This window comes from Synergistaceae bacterium (assembly GCA_012521675.1).
Lineage (GTDB): Bacteria > Synergistota > Synergistia > Synergistales > Aminobacteriaceae > JAAYLU01.
In genome coordinates, this window is sequence record JAAYLU010000010.1 from 1 (window position 1) to 18,735 (window position 18,735).

The window sequence follows — 18,735 nt, forward strand, 5'->3', positions numbered from 1 at the left end:
GGATATTCTCGATGAGCTGCTTTTTAACCTGCTCCTCCGGGCTCGTCGTTGTATCGCTGCCCGCTCCCGTTGGAACTTCGATCGTAATTCGGATCTTCTTGTCGTTGTCCCTGCCTGCGTTGGAAAAGGGGATGACGGCGGGCGTGTTCTCCGAGGCGATTTTCAGGTCCGTCATCTCGGGAGCGTCCCAGGAGCCGCGCAGGTTGAAGGTGGTCTCTCTGAAGTCCCTGGAGGTCATACCGCCGATGAGGCCGGTGATGAAGCGCTGAAGAAACTGGGGGTCCGTCAGAGGATTTCCGTCGATCGTCAGGAACCCCTGCATGGCGCCGATGAAGGCGTTCAACGCCCGGACGTTGATGTCTCCGGAGCACTTCAGGTCGAGCGGCGTGTCGTTCCATCCGATGGACCCGCTGGCGGAGAAAAATCTAAACACCTCGTTGCCGGGAGGGGCGGACATCCTGCTTCCGGGCAGCAGGAATATGGTTCGCCCGTCCATGTTAAAGCTTGCAATGACGGAGGAAAATGGAATCTCGCCGGAGGCGGACACGCTCTTCAATGATTCAAAACCGGAGACGACTCCGTCGCGGGCTGAGAACTGTCCGCTTCCGAAGACAAGCCCCATCATGCCACCTGTTCCGTTGCCGCGAATTGTCAGGTCGCCGATGCCGCCGACCCGTCCGGAAGAGCCTTCTAAGATGCGAGACGAGGCGCTCTCGAGGTCCATCTCCTTGACCTGCGCCGTGCCCTCGAAGCGCATTGTAAGAGGGTCGATCTTGCCGTCAAAGCGAGCCTTGCCCCCGTGAAACAGGGCGGTCCCCTCGGAGACTAGCAGCAGGCCGTCCCGCCATGTGAAAGGGATGCTGACATCCGTCATGTTCATACGTTGTATTCTGAGTGAAGAGGCGGAGGCAGTCCCTTCGAACGACGGGGAATCCGAGATGGTGCCGCTGATTTCGAATATGGCCGATCCTTCGAACATGCCCGCCGTCTGGCTGGCGACAGCGGGAATGGCCTTGCAGAGGTCTATCCCGTCCTCGTTTTCGAGGCTGTAGCGAAGGCCTTCTTCGGTGAACTCAGCCTTGCCCTTGAATGTGATGGCGCTTTCTCCAAGCTTTACGCCCGCGACGATGGAGAAGGCGTCATCTTCCTCCGGCGCCAGCGAGAAAAACGCATTCTCTATTATTAGGCCGTACGCGCTGAGAACCGGAATCTTTCCCTCGAACGATGTCGTAATCGGCCCATCGGCCTTGCCGGAAAAAGCGAGCTTGGAGAAGAGCTGCCCTCCCAGGCGCACGGAGGGAAAGTAGACGGCGGCGAGTTCGTGAAGGTCCAGTTCGCCAAGCTCCACTGCCAGGTCGACTTCTCCACCCTTCGCCAGGCCTATGACGCCGGATGCGCCCACGTTAGCCCCCAGGACCTTGGCCGACAGGTCGGCGACCTTCAGCGCTACCGGCGTCCCGACCAGCGAGCCCCGTACGGATTCCATGTCGATGCCGCCCACGGTGATACGGGGAGAATGGAATGTTATGCCCAGGGTCGGAGACGGGAGCTTTTCGGAAAGCGAGAACTCTCCGGCGATGCTCCCTTCGACTTCGTTGTCGATACTCAAGGCCGAGGTGGCCATGTCCCCGGCGGAAAGCCCGTCGAACCGCCCCTTGAGCGATATGCTCCGACTCAGAATGTCCAAGGACCCCTCCGCGCTTAACGAGCCTTTGAAAAGGGATGCCGAGGCGCTGATTATCCGAAGACTGTCGTTCTCGTACCGCCCCTGCGTCTTCAAGCCTTTCAGAGGAAGAGCGGACATAAGGGGCGTCTCTCCTCCGGAGAGAGAGAAGGTGGCCGTCGGGGAGTCGATCGGGCCGGAAAGAGTCCACGAGGCGTCGAATAAGCCACCGAGAGGGGGGGCTTGGAGAGCTCCCTCAAGCACATTCCATTTGACTCCCTTTGCGTCCCCCTGGATGGCCATTGAGGGCGAGGCCGTGTACACCTCTCTGATCGTTCCCCTTCCGGAGACGAGCCCTTCGCCGCCCGGCGAGAGGGAGAACGAATCGACGGAGATACTGTCGTCCAAGCCGCTGAAGGCGGCATTGAGTCGTTCGACCGGGACGTGCAGAATCGAGGCTCGATCGAAGGTGAGCTTCCCGGTGAAGGAGAGAGGATCAGTCTCGGGCACTGAGAGGGCGAGCTCTGCCTTGCCCGATCCCTCCAGGGAGAGGGAGGGGGCATAGATCTCTCCGACTCGCTTCAGGTTCAAGCCCTCTGAATTCAGCACCAGACTGGTCAAACTCTCCTCGTCGTCCTCGAACAGGCTCTTCCCGGAGAAGGTGAACTTGGAACCCGCCCAAGACGCGGCTCCATTGATGTCAAGGGAGGATCCGTCCTTCATCAGCAGGCTGCACGACATGTCTTCGACGTCGAAGCCTTGCAGGACGGCCCTGTCGGCGTATAAGGCCATCGGGCCGCCGAGTCCGTCGAACGGGCCGGAGAGGTCCAGCTTGAGGGATGCGAGCTCGCCTGTTGCAAAGGAGAGCCAGGGGAAGCATCTGGACCACTCGTCGATCTTCAGGTCCTTGAGGGCCAGGGCGATCTCCGCGATCGGAGTCTTGCCGAAGAAGAGCGAGAATACGCCCGAGACGGGAGAGGAGAATACGGTTGCATCCTCCGACGGGTACAGGACGGCCTTCTCCTCGTCCGCGGACCATGAAAAATCGCCGTCCATGAAAAGGTCCCAGATATCACCGTTCTCTATTGTTGCCTCCCCTGACGCCAGGAGCTTGCCGAATGGGCGTTCGATCAGCAGGGTGGAATCGAAGGTCCCCTTGGCGGTCAGTGGCAGGTTCAGAAGCTCCGAGATGAAATCGAGCCGGAAAGCATCGACGTAACCCTCCAGGCGGGTATCCGGGAACAGGGACCCCGACAGGGAGACGACGGCGTCCCCTCCCCTGAAGAAGGCGTCGGTCAAGAAGAGTTGATCCCCGGTGATGAAGGAGACTCCAAGCTCTATCGGGAATCCGAGGAATCCACCCTGCCCATAGAATGATACTGTGTCGTCCTTCGGCGTGAGGCGAAGAAAATTCAGGGATACGGAGCCCATCGGAGTGGAGAGGAACGCGGGCTCGAAGACCAGCACGGGAAGAGACGTGCTGGATCCCTCCAGCGCGTCCGCGAAATCAGTGTCGATCAGGGCATGGATAAGTCCCTCTCCCGACAGAGTGCCGGAGTTGACCGTCACCCTGCTGACGACCCCTTCCCCGCGAAGGTATGAAAGAAGGGAGAGCCTCACCGACAGGCGTTCTGCGGTTGCGATCATCTCGCCCTTGAAGAAGACGCGCAGGTTGGAGGCGGAGTAGCCGAAGACAGGGTTGCCGGACAGCCCATCCGCCTCGAAGGTCCAGCCGTCCAAACCCTCGAAGGCATCCTCGAGGGCGGAGCGGAAGACTGATGTGGCGGCGTCCTGCCCGGTCAGAAGAAAAACACCGCACAGGACAAGTGCGGCAAAAACGCAAACAGCAAGTGTGAAAACCAGCTTTTTTGGCCTGCTCATGTCGAGATCCTTTCGAAAGATGGCATCCAGCCGCCTCATATTAGCGGCAAGAGGGGATAAACGCAATGTAAAAATACGGAGGGATAAAGGGTCTAAAACGAAGATTCTCCCAAAACAAAGGAGTAATAATTACTCATGTCAATAAAGACGAGATAGTGTTTCCTTGTGGATATGTGGATAAGCATGTGAATGAACGGTGCAAAACAGGGGAAAAACCAAGGAAAGAAGGAAAATGTGGATAAATCGGCCCTATGTGGATAAGATAATGACTCAAAAAGAGATGCGCTCGACCTGCAGATCGGAGGCTATCGGGAGTTCGCACCCGTTGAAAGAGAGTGCCAGTTTGCCCGTTGCTCGAACTCTGTCTCCGGTGGAAAGGGAGAAGACGCCCTCCGTCTCCGGCCCCTTGTAGGCGACCAGGGCGGTCTTTCCCTCGCGCAAGACGATGCGTTTGGCGGATCTGTCGATCTTCTCCACGGACAGCTCGAGCGTGATGAAGCACCCGGCCAGGCAAGGGGCCTCGCTCCAAGCCTGGGAGGCGGTAAAAATACGCGGGGAAGCCAGGTGCCAAAGCCCCCTGCCGGCCAGCCTCGCCTCGTTCAACGCGTCGATGATGCGATCCGCATACTTGCGGTTCGGATGAATGATCATGGGCAGGGCGACCCCGTGCCGCACTAGCTCCTCGTTGATGAACAGCTCTTCTCCCCCGTCATCGACGAAGAGGTATGCCAGCGAACGGCCGTAACGATCGGTGAGCTCTCGGTCGAACTCGAGGCGCAGACTTCCTCTCTTCAAGAGGTCGTTGTTCAGCAAGAGCGCCTCCCTGCCCAGCTCCTCGACGGGGCGCGAGGGATGGTGCAGCTCGGGCGTGTCTATGAGCAGGTACCTGATGGTACGTGTTTCTCCTCCGTCGTCAAGTTTGATGGTGTCTCCGTCCAGAACGCGAATCCCCTTCGGTTCTACAAGGGGCGCCTCTTTTCCGAATGGCGGGAGGAAGGCGCAAAGCGCCGCGATGACGAGGGCAAGCGTTAGGTAGCCGAGATTTCTCATTTAGCTTTGCCTTCCATATATAATAGTGAAAAGAACCTCCATATAAGAGAGGGGCACATCCACGGCGACCCGCCCGCCGAAATGTATCTTTTTACGGTGGACATGTCCGAGCCAGTCGAAACCGTGGTGATCAGGTGTGTTACACCGAATGCCTTGAAGACGGAGGGGATGAAGGGAATTCCCGGACCGTGCAGAATTACGCCTTGGCACGACCTGAAAAAGGGCTCGAGGGTGAGTATTCTCCGGTCCCGAAGGGAGTCGGGTCCAAGCCAAAGCCAGCCGCCGGAGCCAAGGTACTGGCTGCTGGCCCAGACGGGATATGACCGCCTTCCCCTGTTCTTGTCGTCGAAGATGGATATGTCGCAGTTCCAGTCGCGGAGAGTGTCGACTACGCAAGGCTCCGGCGCGAATACGAAGACCTTTTCTCCGCTCAGTACGGAGGATAGATGATCCAGCGAGCTGCCCGAGGACGGAGACGGGACGATGGCGGACAGAGAGGCGGACGCGGATGCGAACTCCTGCGGGTAGGGGGAGACGACAAGGCTCGCCAATCCGTGAGAATCGAGCGACAAGAGGTTTTTGGTATGATCCTCCCTTGTCGACAGAGGCTCGTCCTCCGTGCGAGGGGTCGAGCCAACGCCCCAGCGACCGTCCGCAAGCCGCAGAAAGCTGCCGCGCCAGCCGACGACGAACTCTTCAACCGCGCACTTCGGAGCGGTCAGGGAGAATTCCAGGATAGAGTCATACAGCCTCATGAGATCACCCCTGTACATTATTATACGCCTAAGAGGAGAATAGTGGATTATGAATGAATCCGGAAAAAGGCATAATCGCAGCGCCTCGCCGTTGGACGAGGAGGAAGCGGGAAGACTGCTTGACGCGAACAGGGAGAGGCTGCATCTGTACGCCTCGCTGCTCGCCTCTTACTCGGGGAAGCTCCGCCTTACCGGTCCGTCCGACCCCGAGGTGATAATGGACGAGCACATACTTGATTGCCTCTTCTCTGTATCGCTGCTTCCAGTCGAGGGGGCTGTGATAGACGTCGGATCCGGGGGCGGGCTTCCCGGCATTGTATGGGCCCTCTGCAGACCGGGGCTGGTTGTAACCCTATTGGACAGCGTCAAGAAGAAGTGCGTCGCACTCGAAGAGATGTCCCTTGAACTGGGGCTGGAGAATGTCAGAGTTGTCGATACGAGATGCGAGGATCACGCGAGGGAGAGGCGCGAGTCTTACGATTGCGCTGCCGCGCGAGCCGTCGCGTCCACGGATGTGCTGCTGGAATATCTCTCCCCGCTGGTCTCGGCGGGAGGAAGTATAATATGTTTCAAAGGGCCGAAACACTTGGAAGAGATCGAAACAATCGAGGATGAATGGCACTTGTTGGGCCTTGGTAACTTCAAGAGATACAAGTATGAAATAGCCTCCAAAAAGAGGTACATACTTGAATGGAAAAAGACGGGAAACACTCCGGGCGAGTATCCGCGAAAGGTAGGAATCGCAGAAAAACGACGTTGGTGGAGGTGCTGACATAATGATAACGCTGACGGTGTCGAATCAAAAGGGCGGTGTGGGAAAGACCACGACCTGCATAAACCTCGCCGCCGAACTCGGCAAAATGGGCTACTCCGTGCTTGTCGTCGACATCGACCCGCAGTCCAACTGCACCAGCGGACTTGGATGCGTGGTCGAAAGAGGAGGAAATGGCCTCTACGAGGCGTTGACAGGTGAGGTCTCCCCGGAAAGCGTGGTGGTCAAGACGAGGTGGAAGGGCGTCTCGCTGCTTCCGGCGACGCTGGACCTCGCAGGCGCGGAGATAGAGCTGGCGGGCGCCATAAGCAGGGAGACGAAGCTGAAAAAGACGCTGTCCGGACTCTCCGGGTTCGATATAGCGATAGTTGACAGCCCCCCTTCCCTCGGCCTTTTGACCGTGAATGCCCTTGTGGCCGCCGACAAACTGATGATCCCCATCCAGTGCGAGTATTTTGCCCTTGAAGGGCTCGGCCAGTTGACGAGGACGGTATCACTGATCCAGGAGGGACTCAACCCTAAACTGGACATCAGCGGAATTTTGCTTACGATGCTCGATTCGCGTACAAGGCTTGCCAACGACGTCGCGGAAGAGGTAAGGACGCAGTTCGGATCCATAGTCTTTAAGACAGCCATTCCAAGAAACGTAAAGCTCGCGGAGGCACCTAGCCATGCGGAGCCGATAGGCTACTACGATCCGGCATGCCAAGGCGCAAAGGCGTATGAAGAGCTTTCCAAGGAGGTGGAAGAGCTATGGCTAAAGAGCGCGCCCTTGGAAAAGGACTAGCTTCACTGCTGCCCCCGAGCGAGTCCGCCGAAAAGCGGACAGGGTTGCTGATGCTGAAGACCGAGGAGATAGGGCAGAATCCTCACCAGCCGAGGAGAAGCGTGGATGAAAAACTGATGGAAGAGCTGGCGGCCTCCATAAAGGCTTACGGGATCATCCAGCCTATTGTGGTCAGGAAGGATGACGAGGGGAATTATGTCCTCGTCGCCGGAGCGCGAAGGCTGGAGGCGGCGAAAAGGGCCGGACTCGGGGAGATACCGGCGAGGCTGATCGAGGCGAACGAGCACGAGACAAGGGAAATGTCCCTGATAGAAAACATACAAAGAGAGGAGCTCTCCTCCCTCGATGCCGCGCACGCGATAAACGAGCTGATCATAAAGTACTCTCTGACTCACGAAGAAATAGCAAAGAACATAGGATGGAGCCGGGCGAAGCTGACGAACAAGCTGCGGCTGCTGAAGCTACCACGAAAGATATGCACAATCCTGGAGGCGGGCATGCTGACGGAGGGGCACTGCAGGGCGCTGTTGGGGATCGGGGACGAGGAGACGATGATCCTTGTCGCTCAAAAAGCCGCGACCTACGGATATACTGTGCGCCAGGTGGAGGAAATCGTCAAGAAGGCCAACGCGGACCCAAACCTGAAGTTAAAAGGACATACCAGGAGGAAGGAGCCCTCCATACTTACACAGGCCGCAAAAGAATTTGCCCGCACCAAGGGCTTCGGAGTGAAGCTGACCGAAAGGGCCAATGGCGTAAAGCTTCAACTGGACGGCATAGAACTGAACATGGCTGAGGACATATTGCGGTTCATCGAGGAGAACGCCGAGAAATATTTCCCGGGAAATAATCCCGACGCCTGACGTGCATACAAGCAGGCAGGTATACAAAAAACCCTGCGAGTGTCATGAGTCCTGCCCTGCTCTTTCAGGCACTGAGGGCTGAAAACGATAGCTCGGTTAGTCACAATTCAACGCAGTGCCGGACCTTGGAAAGCGAAGGCCGATGAGCGCGATGCGAATGAGTTGCAGGCAGGGGTCGTCATGCCGCACATGACCGTGATCTTCGAATGTTTCACGTGAAACAAATTTTGATTGGAGGCAAGTGCTATGAAAAATATCTATGCGCCGTGGAGGATGAAATATATAGTCGCCCCGAAGAAGGATGAACGGTGCATATTTTGCTGCCTCCCCCAGGAGGACTGTGACGAGGAGAACATGATCCTCTTCCGCGGTGATAAGTGTTTTGTGATTATGAATGCCTTCCCCTACAACCCCGGGCACTTGATGGTGGCCCCTTACCTTCATACGGCGGAGTTCGAATCCTTGGATAGCGAGATACTTCTTGAAATGCAGCTGCTCGCAGGCCGTTGCTTGAAGGCCTTGGACAAATCCATGTCCCCGCAGGGCTTCAACATGGGCATCAATATCGGCAAGGTAGCCGGAGCGGGCATTGACTGTCATTTGCACTTGCATATAGTGCCTCGTTGGAACGGGGACACGAACTTCATGCCGGTCCTGTCGGACGTCAGGGTGGTCGCGGAGTCTCTGAATGAGACGTACATAAAGCTGAAGCGGGCTTGGTCTTGATGCGGGATGAGTATATAGAGCCCGCCCGGGAAACGAGCGTCGAGGTAAAGATCTCGAAGTCCCGTTTTATCGGTCGCGTAATCATAGCTAAAAGCGCGGAGGATGCAAGGGCTTCGTTGAGGCAGGTCTCCGAGTTGCATAAGCAGGCGACCCATAACTGCTGGGCTTACAGAATCGGCAGTGCAGGCTCCGAGGAGTACTATTCGGATGACGGAGAGCCGACGGGAACGGCTGGAAAGCCGATCCTGGGTGCCATACTGAAGAAAGAGCTGGTCAACACGTTGGTGGTAGTGACGAGGTATTTTGGAGGCATCAAGCTGGGTGTAAGGGGCCTGATCGAGGCTTACGCCTCCACGGCCTCCATGGCCCTCGACGCCGCGGGGACGATAGAGCGAATTCCGGTCAGAAGCTATAGAATAAGGCTGGTGTACGACGAGATGGGGCTGATCTCCAGGTTGACCGGCTCCTTCGGGGTGTCCGAGGACGACCTGGAATTCATCTTCACGGAGGATGTCCTCCTGACATGCAAATTGCCCCTTGCCGATGCGGAGAAATTTGAGCAGGCACTGGATGAAATGCTTCACACATCGCGGATAATGGAGTGGAAGGCTATTTCGGATGACTAACGGCGCGGAGGCATAACGACGACCTAAAGCCGTTCGTTCCCGACTGGTTCGAGATGACGAAAGTCGAGGAGATGAACAGTATTATTGATCAGGCTAGGTGAGTGCCTTTATACTGTTTCAGTTCCGCCGGGATGACGATAATGCCTCCGCCGTCGGGATCTCCGCGGTGTGGCGTCGTAAGGACCGAGATCCCTCCCCTCCCCTCGTCGCTACGCTTCTCGGGATAGCGAACGACTAGGCTCGCTGCGCTGCGCCTGTCGCCTGCTTACGTCGCTTCGCTCCTCGGGATAAGCGATCGACACGAACGGAAAAACCGCCCGTTCGGTTGCCTGCTTACCTCCCTGCGGTCGTCGGGATGACAGTAATACTCTGGGCGTTGGTATGAAAGAACTTCAGGTGCCCGGATGATGATGCTCCTGAAGTCGGGATGACAGTAAAACCCCGGAAGCGCATGGTTCGATATCTCTGTTCAAGGAGGCTCTGCTTTTGAAGGTAAAGGAGTGGCTTCTCGCCTGTTTGTTCGCCGTGCTGACCATTGTTGGGGCGTTTGTGAGGATCCCTTTGCCCGTCGTCCCTTTGACTCTGCAGGTTCTGATCGTGCTTCTTTCCGGTTTTGTCCTCGGACCGCGCTACGGGATGCTCTCGCAGGTAGTCTACTTGATGCTGGGGCTCTGCGGGATGCCTGTCTTCAGCGGCGGAGGCGGAATAGGCTATGTTCTGTCGCCTACCTTCGGCTACCTGCTCTCGTACCCGGTCGCGGCGTATGTCGTGGGTGTGATGAGCCCGGGGGAGAATGCCGCTTTTTCAAGGTTCGCGATCGCCTCTTTTACAGGATTGACGGTGATTTATATACTAGGTGCTACTATTCTCTATTTAAATTTACGTTTTATTGCGGACAAGGGCGCAGATCTTGTCCAAGTGTTGCAGGTGGGGGTTTTGCCTTTTGTCGCGCCAGATCTATTGAAGGCTATCGGGGCTGCTTTCATCGCCAGGAAGACATCGACTGTAATCAGGCTGAATTAGGCGAAGGAGAGGCTGTCCTATGCTGATCAAAAGACGCAGAACCCAAGAATCAAGGAATTCTGTTATCATTGATATCGTAGGTTGGCTTTTTGGTCCGCATGTCCATGCGGATAGCTCCCGGCCATTCGGGATGGATGCCAGGAGCGAATCTATTTCCCGGGAAATAGATCGAATCGCCTTGGAAGGCCACGGCGTGCTTTCTTACGCGACAGAGGGAGTATTCTCATGACTTCATCGTCGAAAGAGGGGAAAATGTGGAGTTTTTAGTCACTCTTTTTATAGCTGCAGTCGTGATCCGGCTGTTTAAAATGTATTATGCTCCCTCTCAGAACAGCTCCCCGTTGATTTTTCAAAGGGGAAGCGCTGCTCTGTCGGATCTGCCGCGCAATGTCTCGAGCGTCTGGATTGAACCCGGTCGTTCTTTTACATGCAGAGGGGTCGAGATTGCAGGCGGCATGCTATATGTCGGCTCCAGGATGAGGGATTATACCGCCGCCAATGATGCCTGCCTTATAGACCCCTCCCTTCCCGTCTCTTTTGACGGGCCGTGCCGCGAGCCGGTGAACGATCCGCTTCCACGCTACGAGACACTGACGCCGAGACAGAGGGGGAGCTACTTGACATGGCTGTCGCAGGGGAGGAGAGGCCCGGCGGATCTGGCTTGGCTCCTCTTGTTTTTCTACGGGATAGAGAGACGCCTTTTCGTTGACGCGAAGAGGGAGAGCGTGTCTCGAGAGGAGCGTAACGCGCTCGTCGCCGAAGTGGCGGACCTTTCGGAGCTCTACGGCGAACACCGCTCGTTTCGCGGCCTTTGCAAGAATTTCCTGGCCACGATCTGGGTGTTAAGCGGGCTTTATGCCGATATTCCCGGCTATGTGGATTTCACCGACCGGTTTTGCGCGAACTCCTTCAAGGCGGTATTCTCCCTCTACGTCTCGAGGGGAAGGCGCATACCGGGAGAGGTGGCGCTCCAGTGGCTGCTTCTTCACCCGGAGCATATCCCGGGCGCGGCGGGTCTCGCCGCCAAGAGAGAGCCGGAGGTATTCGAGCGCCTGTTTCTGGAGGGCTACAAGGAGAGCCTCGGGGACGGCATTTTTATCCATAATAACCGCTCTCCTCTGACAATCGTCTACAAGGGCGCGAATCCATCGTTTGGCAACGGCGTGAAAGTCTCGGTGGCATCCCTACCCGACCCTTTTTTACTCGCCACTCCGTTCAGAAACATCCGCACCGTCGCGGAGGAGTGCGTCGCCGCGATGAAAAACGATCAGTCGCTGGATCTTAGGGGGCCGAGGAAAAGGGGCGACGACCAGGATCTTCTCGACTCTTTGGACGACACTCACAGGGAGTTCATGGCGCGCCTGGCGGAAAAGCCTCTGTGGCCCAGGCGTGAGGTCCTTTCGATCTGCGGCTCTCTCTCCATACTGCCCGATCCATCGATAGAGCTGCTTAACTCGTGGGCCTTCGTGAACGGAGGGTTGCCTCTCGTAGAGGACGGAGACCCGGTCTTCGTCGACCTGGAGCTTCTGAGGGAGGTGCTCGTCGGGGACAAACAGGAGGCCCCCGAATCCGACGCGTCGGGAGGGAAGAAGGAATGAAACCAGCGAAGCATATCCTGGCGGCGGCACTGTGCATGTTGTTGGCGATCTCGACCGCGGCCTTTGGCGAGTCGGTAGCGGGCCCGCCGTCGAGCCGCAAATCCGTCTTCGAGCTGTTTCGCAGAGGATCCTACCCGGTGGTGCTGATAGACCCGGGAGACGGGACGATCATCGAGGCCAACGACCCCGCGATCGAATTCTACGGGTATCCAAGCCTCGTGGGGATGACGGTTTACGAGATCAACGCCGAAATGAGAGATCAGGTCAGCAAGGAGATGGCCAGGGCGGTCGAGCGCAGCACCGGCTTCTTCAACCTAAAGCACCTTCTTGCGGACGGAAGCGTCCGCGACGTGGGCGTGCTGTCCACCCCGTTCAGGATAGAGGAGGGGGAGGTTCTGCTGTCGCTGGTCTTCGACGAGACTGAGAGGTTGGCGGCGCAGGAGGCGGTGAGGCGGAGGGACCTCTCGATAATCCTGGTCGTGCTGATCGCGCTTATTGTGCAGTCTATTCTTATGCTTGTGATGGTCAGAAACAAGAGGCTCCGCGAGAGGGCTGAGAGTACCCTGCAGGAGAGGGAGCGCACCTTCACCGCTCTCTTCTCGGGCATGTCCGAGATGGTCGCAGTTCACAGGTTCGTCTTTGACGATGAGGGCAGGCGGATCGACTACAGGATTGTGGAGTGCAACGCCGCGTTCGAGCGAGTTATCGGCTTGCCGGCGGCCTCCGTGATAGGCAGGCGTGCTACAGAGATATATGGTGGAGAGTCCCCGTACCTCGCGGAGTACTCCGAGGTGGCGGAGACCGGCGTCCCCAGGGTGCTGGAGGTCTTCTACCCTCCTTTGGAGAAACATTTTCTGATATCCGTCGTCTCCTCCGCCAAGGACAGGTTCTCCACCCTGACCACCGACGTCACCGAGATGAAACGCGCGGAGGACAGGCTCAAGGCCAAGAAGAAGGAGCTGGAGCAGATAGTCTACGCCGCATCGCACGACCTCAGGTCGCCGCTGGTAAACGTGGAGGGTTACAGCCGCGAGCTTGAGTACTCAATAGAATCCCTCGAAGAGGCGTTGAGCCTGGACTTGCCCTGCGAGGAGCGCGAGGCCGCGGCCAGGGTCCTCTTGCCCGACATGAAGGACTCCCTCCGACGCATAAGGTCCGGGGCCCGCCAGATGGACTCGTTGCTCGCCGGGCTGCTGAAACTCTCGCGTCTCAGGAGGGCGGCGCTGAACCTCGACCAGCTGGACATGAACTCCATAGTGTCCGACCTCGTCACCTCCATGCGCTTCCAGATAGAGAAGGCCGGCGCCTCCGTCACGGTGGGGAACCTTCCCCGCTGTTACGGCGATGCTGTGCAGGTCACGCAGGTATTCTCCAACCTCCTCAACAACGCTCTGAACTACCTGGCCCCGGCCAGGCCCGGGGAGATAAGAATAGAGGGAGTTCTCATGAACGATTGGTCGGTCTACTCGGTGGCCGACAACGGGACGGGGATAGCGCCTGAGCACCAGGAGAAGGTCTTCGAGCTATTTCACCGTCTTAACCCCTCCGACGGGAGCGGAGAGGGGCTGGGACTGACGATTGTAAGGCAGATTCTTTGGATGATGGGAGGGGATGTCGCTCTCGAGTCGAAGCTCGGCGAGGGAAGCGTGTTCAAGGTCTCGATGCCGACGGCCCCGCAGGAGAGGGGGACGAAAGAATGAAAGGAGAGGGACATATGAGGGAGGAAGTCGTAATACTGATCGCCGAGGACGACGAGGGGCACGCGCAGCTTATAAAGCGCAACCTTGAGCGGGCGGGGCTTTCGAACAAGATCCTGTTCTTCGCAGACGGGCAGCAGGTAGTCGACTTTCTGTTCAGGACCGGCGACGGGGATCATCGTTCCCCGCATACGCCCTACGTTCTGCTGCTCGACATAAGGATGCCGAAGCTGGACGGGACGGAGGTCCTGGCCCGGGTGAAGAGCGACCCGGAGCTGAGGAGGATGCCGGTGATAATGGTCACCACGACGGACGACCCGCGAGAGGTGGAGCGGTGCCACGAGCTCGGATGCAGCTGCTACATCACCAAGCCGGTCGAGTATGACGCCTTCGTGAACGCCGTCCGTCAGCTGGGGCTCTTCCTGGCCGTGGTGCAGGTGCCGGAAGTGAACGGGAGCCAGTGAACCGTGAGGGAGGAAGCGGGCATGAAGGGCAACGTCGCAGGGACCAGGGAGACTAGGGTTATACTGGTCGTCGAGGATGATGACGATCTGCGAACGCTGATAACCAGGCGGCTTCGACGCGAGGGCTTCGATGCCGAAGGGGCGGCGCTCGGACGGGAGGCGCTGGACATCGCCCTCTCCCGGCCGGGATGCCTGCTGCTGATCGACCACAACCTGCCGGACATGTCGGGGATCGACCTGGTCTCGCTGCTGAAGGAGAGGGGGGCGCGCAACCCCTTCATCTTCATGACCGGTCGGGGCGACGAGCAGCTCGCGGTCAGAGCTATGAAGCTGGGGGCGCTGGACTACCTTGTTAAGGGCCCCGGCCTGCTCGACAGGCTGCCTCTCACCCTTGAGCACCAGATCGGGGAGCTGGAGACGCGCAGGCGAGTGATGGAGGACCGGGCAATCCTGCTGGATAACATCCGGACTCAGATCTGGTACCTGACCGACGAGCGCACCTACGGCGCAGTGAACGCCGCTCACGCCGCGTTCATCGGGTTGAAGCCAGAGGAGATGGCCTCGAAGGACCTGTTCGAGCTCTTCTCCAAGGATGAGGCCGAGGTCTGCATGAGGTCCAACGTGGAGGTCTTCTCCACCGGGAAGCCTGTCCTGTCGGAGGAGCATGCCCGCTCGGCTTCGGGGGAATTGCGCGTGATGTCGATCTACAAATCCCCCAAGCTGCGAGACGACGGGAGCGTGGAGTACGTCGTTTGCTCTGCCGAGGACATCACTGAGCAGAAGATGGCGGAGGAGGCCCTCATAGAGGAGAAGGAGAGGGCTGAGTGGCTGGGGCGCAAGGCCGAGGAGGCGAGCAGGGCGAAGAGCTCCTTTTTGGCCAACACCAGCCACGAGCTGCGCACGCCTCTGAACGGGGCGATAGGCTTCTTGGACCTGCTGTCCGACACGGTGCTGGACCCGACGCAGAAACAGTATCTCGGCTATATCCGCTCGTCCATGTACTCGCTTCTCGATGTGATCAACGAGGTGCTGGACATATCCAAGGTGGAGTCGGACGAGTTCGACCTCGTCCTCGGCCCGACGGATATCCCCCTGCTAGCCGAACAGGCGCTCGACGTGGTGCGCGGCAACTCCCTGCGAAAGAAGCTGACCATATCTCAGAACATCTTCGAGGAGGGACCGAGATGTGCGATGGTGGATCCGGTCAGGCTGAAGCAGGTGCTGGTCAACCTGCTTGGGAACGCGGTAAAGTTCACCGACGAGGGGCTGGTGGAGCTGACAGTCGAGGCGGCGCCGAGCGAGGACGGCAGGTGCGACTATATGTTCTCCGTCCGCGACACGGGGATCGGCATAGACTCAAACTGCGTGGAAGGGCTCTTCGAGCCGTTCTACCAGGCGGATTCCTCCACGACCAGGAGGCACGGAGGGGTTGGGCTCGGTATTCCCATCGCCCAGTCCATCCTGAAGAAGATGGGGAGCCGGCTGGAGCTTGAGAGCGTTCCAGGAGAAGGGAGCCGCTTCTTCTTCACTTTGGGCGATATCGAGACGATCCCGCCGGACGAGGCACGGGAGGACTCCACGGCACGGCCCGCCATCCCTCCGCCCCTCAAGACGACCAGGCCGGCGGTGATCTTGATTGCGGAGGATCAGAAGGTCAATCGCAGGATGTTGAGGATCATGGTCTCGAAGCTGGTCCCCGGGGCCGTGGTTCTTGAGGCGCCGGACGGCGAGAAAACGGTGGAGCTGTTCGGCGACGAGAGGCCCGACATCGTTTTGATGGACCTCCACATGCCGACCATGAGCGGCTACGTGGCGACCGAACGTATTCGCTCGATCGAAAGAGAGCAGGGGGTCGCGTCTTCCGAAAAGGCGTCGATAATCGCCGTTACCGCCGACGTGCAGACGGAGTCGAAAAATGCCTGCGACAAGTTCGGAATGGACGGCTTTATATCCAAACCCCTCGACGTCTGGGAACTGCACGAATGCCTGAAGGACGCCCTGAAGGGCCTGTTGAGGCCTTAGGGGGGGTTAGCTTCGGGAATTCCACAGGTTGATCACCGCGTAGGACCGCCAAGGACGCCACGCCTCGCCCAGGGACAGGATCTCCTTGTTGGACATGCCCTCCAGCGCCTTTCTGACGCCCAGGTCCGTGTGAGGAAAGGCGTCGGACAGGCCGAACACCCTCATGCCGAGGCAGTTGGCCGTCCAGGGGCCCACCCCCGGCAGTTCAAGCAGCTTCTTCTCTTCCTCAGCAAAGTCCGCGTCCCTGGAGAGGCGGATCATCCCGTTCGTAACGCTTTCAGCAATAGAGCGGATGGATTTCGACCTCGCGCCCGTCACGCCCAGCCCCCCCAGCCGGTCGCCGATGGAGTCGGACATCTCAAGGAATGTATCCGGGCCGGGAAATGTGCGCTCCAGCCCGTGGGCCGGTGCTCGGACATAACCGCCGAAAGAGTCGACGATTCTCGCGGCCAGCGTCCTTGCAGCCTTCACCGTTATCTGCTGCCCAAGGATCGTCCGAACAGCCGTCTCGAACGGATCGAAGCAGCCGGGCGCGCGTGCGCCAGGGTCGCACAGCCCCTCCCTCAGGTCGTTCATCACCGACAGTTTTTTATAAACCAGTTCAGGGTCGCAGTCCGTGTCGAACAGTCCACGAAGGCGCGATATCACCCTCGGTAAAACAGGCAGAAGAGACGAGGAGACGGTCACTTCAAGACGGTCGTTATCCGGGTCGTCTCGCACCGAGATCCATCCGGAGTGCTCCGTTGCCGCTGTCCTGAAATGCGCAGTCCTCATGTACTCTCCGTCGATCGCGGCCTCGGCGCCTGGAATGGCCCTGTCCGCGAGGAATTTGTACATCCATTCCCATCTGTAGGGAGGTCTGTAGCGGAGATAGAGTGTGCCTCTGTCTCCGCCCGAGAGGGATTTGGCTGCATCCCGATATAAGTCCCTTTGCCGTTGAACGTAAAGCCCTGCAGGGAGGCCGAAGGCCCTCTCGAAAGCCAGATCCAGAGCCTCCTCGGATATTCGCAGACGTGGCAGGACGTCAAGGGTGCAGGTCTCTGCGAAGCAGCTCTCCTCGAAAAAAACCGCTGCTCGCCTTACTGTGTCGTGAACCGGGTCCGAGGGAAGGCCGGGTGACAGTTCAAGGACTCTCAATACTTAACACCTCCGTGGGTGAAGCGCCCTCCAGCGATTGTGCACAGCACTCCGGCGTCGCGCAGTTCCTTCCCCGACAGGTTGCTAATATCCCTGTCGAGCACGGCGATATCGGCCAGGCATCCGGCCTCTATACGGCCGCCCTCCTCCAAGCCGATGGCCCTGTACGGGTTCTCCGCGAGCATGGGCAGGGCCTCTTCGAGAGTTAGCCTCTCTTCCGGCGCGAACGTCTTTTCTATTTTGCTCGGTCTCTCCATAAGAGCCCACAGGGAGTGAAGAGGGTTGGGCGACTCGACCGGTGTATCGCTCGATGCGGATATCGGTCCGCACTCCTTCATAATCGAGCGCCACCTGTAAGCCCATTTCAGCCTCTCCGGTCCAAGTCGCAGCGGCGCCATGACGCTGTCGCTGGGTACGAAGGACGGCTGAATATCGCAGAATACGCCCAGCTCCGCAAGGCGCGACCTTTGGTCCGGGCGGCAGACGATAAGATGGTTCACCCTGTCTTTCAGTTTCGCAGGGCCGTACTCGGAGTCAACCGTAGAGATGCAGTCCAGCGCCTGGTCGAGCGCCCTGTCGCCTATCGCATGAAGCTGGGTCTGTACACCTCTTTGGCGCGCTGTCCGCAGCATGTCCAGAACTTGCTCATCGGTCCAGTTCAGCCGGCCTTCGTTGCAAGGCGAGTCGGAATACGGTATCGAGAGAGCGGCAGTGCGCCCTCCCAGGCTGCCGTCCAGAAAAATCTTCAGCCCTTGGTATCGCACCCATTCATTCCCGAACCCCGATGGCATCGGAGGATAGGAAGGGGAGTCGTGGTAGGTGAACACGCGCAGGGGCAGTTCTCCCGCGTTGCGCAGTTCCTCGTAAAGGGACAGGTCCTCCTCCATCCCGTAGTCGTCCGCGCCACACGGGTGCACTCCGGTCGCGCCGAGGGATGCCAGCTCTGAGCAGGCTGATTTCAGCGCTTTTCGAAGAACATCTCTCGAGAATATGTTCATCTCCATTGCTCGCAACGCGTTAATGGCGTCCCTCTCCTCAAGCACGCCGTCGGCACTCGCGATGGCGGTCAGTTCAAGTGCCCTGCTGTTGGCGACGTTGATGTGGGTGCAGACACGCTGCAGCAGCACGGGGTTCGGTATGGCGAGGGAGTCGAGGTCGGCCCTTTTAAGCGAGCGGCAGCCGGTCCACCGCGTCTCGTTGTAGTTCCAGCCGCGTATCCAGCGATCCGCCGGGGTTCTGCGCGCCTCCTCCCGCACCATCTCAAGCAGTTCGTCGCGGGAGCGAGCGTTGCCCAGGTTCAGCAGGCTTCTTTGTTTGGCCCAGGTGGTGAGGTGGAGGTGCGAGTCGACAAAGCCAGGCAGCACCGACTCGCCAGACAGTCGCACCTCTTGAATGCCTGCGGAAGCTTCTGGCTGGAACTGGCTGTCATGGGCGACCGCGACAATTCTGCCGTCCTCTATGAGCACCGAATGGCCGCTCGCGAAGGAGCGCCCGGTCCAGACCGTCCCCCCGGTTATGATCAGTCTCTTCATATGCAATCCCCCGAGACAAAGATTTGAGCTCCGCGCTTATTATAGCCGAATTACGAGAGGCAGAGGGTACGGAGGGCAGTTCATCATGATAAAATCGGGCGAGCGGACAAGAGTTGCGATACGGCCTGTCTGCTCTAAA

16 protein-coding genes are annotated in these 18,735 nt (G+C 58.6%); 11 read left to right on the forward strand and 5 right to left on the reverse strand.

What is annotated here, in order from left to right; genetic code table 11:
- The 3 genes from GX181_00910 to GX181_00920 all read right to left on the reverse strand — a co-directional run.
- On the reverse strand, window positions 1-3,544 hold a 3,544-nt coding region (locus tag GX181_00910), incomplete at its 3' end, for a hypothetical protein (GenBank protein ID NLM70504.1).
- A gap of 270 nt (window positions 3,545-3,814) precedes the next feature.
- Complete coding sequence (locus GX181_00915; GenBank protein NLM70505.1) at window positions 3,815-4,594, reverse strand: thermonuclease; 780 nt, start codon at window positions 4,592-4,594, stop codon at window positions 3,815-3,817.
- Window positions 4,591-5,349, reverse strand: a complete 759-nt coding sequence (locus GX181_00920) for a hypothetical protein (protein NLM70506.1) — start codon at window positions 5,347-5,349, stop codon at window positions 4,591-4,593. Before GX181_00920 ends, GX181_00915 begins: the two co-directional genes overlap by 4 nt.
- A gap of 49 nt (window positions 5,350-5,398) precedes the next feature.
- Between GX181_00920 and rsmG the strand changes: the two genes are divergently transcribed.
- The 11 genes from rsmG to GX181_00975 all read left to right on the forward strand — a co-directional run bounded on the left by rsmG (window position 5,399) and on the right by GX181_00975 (window position 15,927).
- Window positions 5,399-6,121, forward strand: a complete 723-nt coding sequence (gene rsmG / locus GX181_00925) for a 16S rRNA (guanine(527)-N(7))-methyltransferase RsmG (GenBank protein NLM70507.1) — start codon at window positions 5,399-5,401, stop codon at window positions 6,119-6,121.
- Window position 6,122: 1 nt separating this feature from the next.
- Window positions 6,123-6,908 (forward strand): ParA family protein, encoded by a 786-nt coding sequence (locus GX181_00930; protein ID NLM70508.1) that lies wholly within the window; start codon window positions 6,123-6,125, stop codon window positions 6,906-6,908.
- A complete protein-coding gene (locus GX181_00935) occupies window positions 6,875-7,771 on the forward strand; it encodes a ParB/RepB/Spo0J family partition protein (protein ID NLM70509.1) in 897 nt (298 codons plus the stop codon). Before GX181_00930 ends, GX181_00935 begins: the two co-directional genes overlap by 34 nt.
- Before the next feature lie 246 nt (window positions 7,772-8,017).
- The gene (locus tag GX181_00940; protein NLM70510.1) at window positions 8,018-8,497 is read left to right on the forward strand and encodes an HIT domain-containing protein; all 480 of its coding nucleotides are present in this window, start codon (window positions 8,018-8,020) and stop codon (window positions 8,495-8,497) included.
- Window positions 8,494-9,123, forward strand: a complete 630-nt coding sequence (locus tag GX181_00945; protein ID NLM70511.1) for a YigZ family protein — start codon at window positions 8,494-8,496, stop codon at window positions 9,121-9,123. The genes GX181_00940 and GX181_00945 overlap by 4 nt, the downstream gene beginning before the upstream one ends.
- A 97-nt stretch (window positions 9,124-9,220) precedes the next feature.
- On the forward strand, window positions 9,221-9,361 hold the full coding sequence (locus GX181_00950; GenBank protein NLM70512.1) for a hypothetical protein: 141 nt from the start codon (window positions 9,221-9,223) through the stop codon (window positions 9,359-9,361).
- Between the two features lie 248 nt (window positions 9,362-9,609).
- Window positions 9,610-10,146: a biotin transporter BioY gene (locus GX181_00955; GenBank protein ID NLM70513.1), complete on the forward strand. Its 537-nt coding sequence runs from the start codon at window positions 9,610-9,612 to the stop codon at window positions 10,144-10,146.
- 254 nt (window positions 10,147-10,400) lie between these two features.
- Complete coding sequence (locus GX181_00960) at window positions 10,401-11,744, forward strand: hypothetical protein (protein ID NLM70514.1); 1,344 nt, start codon at window positions 10,401-10,403, stop codon at window positions 11,742-11,744.
- Complete coding sequence (locus GX181_00965) at window positions 11,741-13,444, forward strand: PAS domain-containing protein (protein NLM70515.1); 1,704 nt, start codon at window positions 11,741-11,743, stop codon at window positions 13,442-13,444. The genes GX181_00960 and GX181_00965 overlap by 4 nt, the downstream gene beginning before the upstream one ends.
- Window positions 13,445-13,458: 14 nt before the next feature.
- Window positions 13,459-13,905 carry a response regulator gene (locus GX181_00970; GenBank protein ID NLM70516.1) on the forward strand — a complete coding sequence of 149 codons (447 nt, stop codon included), beginning with the start codon at window positions 13,459-13,461 and terminating at the stop codon, window positions 13,903-13,905.
- A gap of 21 nt (window positions 13,906-13,926) precedes the next feature.
- Window positions 13,927-15,927 (forward strand): response regulator, encoded by a 2,001-nt coding sequence (locus GX181_00975; protein ID NLM70517.1) that lies wholly within the window; start codon window positions 13,927-13,929, stop codon window positions 15,925-15,927.
- Window positions 15,928-15,933: 6 nt separating this feature from the next.
- Here the strand turns inward: GX181_00975 and GX181_00980 are convergent, their stop codons facing one another.
- Together GX181_00980 and GX181_00985 are read right to left on the reverse strand one after the other, a co-directional pair.
- Window positions 15,934-17,064, reverse strand: a complete 1,131-nt coding sequence (locus tag GX181_00980; GenBank protein ID NLM70518.1) for a 3-methyladenine DNA glycosylase 2 — start codon at window positions 17,062-17,064, stop codon at window positions 15,934-15,936.
- Window positions 17,061-18,596: an amidohydrolase gene (locus tag GX181_00985; protein ID NLM70519.1), complete on the reverse strand. Its 1,536-nt coding sequence runs from the start codon at window positions 18,594-18,596 to the stop codon at window positions 17,061-17,063. The genes GX181_00980 and GX181_00985 overlap by 4 nt, the downstream gene beginning before the upstream one ends.
- Between the last annotated feature and the right edge of the window lie 139 nt (window positions 18,597-18,735).